This is a genomic window from Mycobacterium deserti (assembly GCF_025345615.1).
GTDB classification, from domain to species: Bacteria; Actinomycetota; Actinomycetes; order Mycobacteriales; family Mycobacteriaceae; genus Mycobacterium; species Mycobacterium deserti.
The window spans coordinates 1-784 of record NZ_JAODWD010000012.1 but is presented as its reverse complement, the minus strand read 5'-3'; the positions used below and the strand labels follow the sequence as shown (position 1 = coordinate 784).

The 784-nt window shown below is 63.9% G+C and carries 1 protein-coding gene; it reads right to left on the bottom strand.

Annotation, left to right across the window (positions count from 1 at the left end):
* The coding region (locus N4S67_RS27945; RefSeq protein WP_260996315.1) for an amidohydrolase family protein at window positions 1–774 on the bottom strand (774 nt) is incomplete at its 3' end.
* Between the last annotated feature and the right edge of the window lie 10 nt (window positions 775–784).

Below are 784 nucleotides of genomic sequence, written 5' to 3'. Positions count from 1 at the left end.
GCCTGGGTATTCCTTGATCGGCTTGGACCACAACAGATCCGCCGCGGCCTGCACGATGTTCATCGGCTGCAGGGTGATCATCACGTCCATCGGCGCGTCGGGGGCGGTGATGGCCAGCCGCCCCGAGGACCCGATGTGCACGTTGAGCACGGTGTCAGTGTCGACCAGCGCGTCCCACATCGGCTTCCAGTGATTGAAGTCGTGGAAACTCGGATAGCCCATCGCCGACGGGTTCTCGCTGAAGGTCAGCGAGTGCACCCCGCGCTCGGCGTTGCGCCGAATCTCGGCCGCGCACGCTACCGGGTCCCAGATCACCGGCAGCGTCATCGGGATGAAACGCGCCGGGTAGGCCCCGCACCACTCCTCGACGTGCCAGTCGTTGTAAGCCTGCACCAGAGCCAGCGAGAACTCCGGGTCCTCGGTGGCGAACAGCCGACCGGCGAAACCGGGGAACGACGGAAAGCACATCGAGCCCAAGATGCCGCCGGCGTTCATGTCTTTGACCCGCTCGTCGACGTTGTAGCAACCCGGCCGGATCTCATCGAGACCCTGCGGTTCCAGGCCGTACTCCTCCTTGGGCCGGCCGGCCACCGCGTTGAGCGCCACGTTGGGGATCACGGTGTCGCGGAACTGCCAGGTGTCACTGCCGTCCGGGTTGTGCACCAGCCGCGGCGCCTCATCCTGGTACTTCTTCGACAGATGATTCTTGAACATGTCCGGCGGCTCGACGATGTGATCATCAACGCTGATCAGGATCATGTCGTCTTTGTTCATGCCCGTTCCT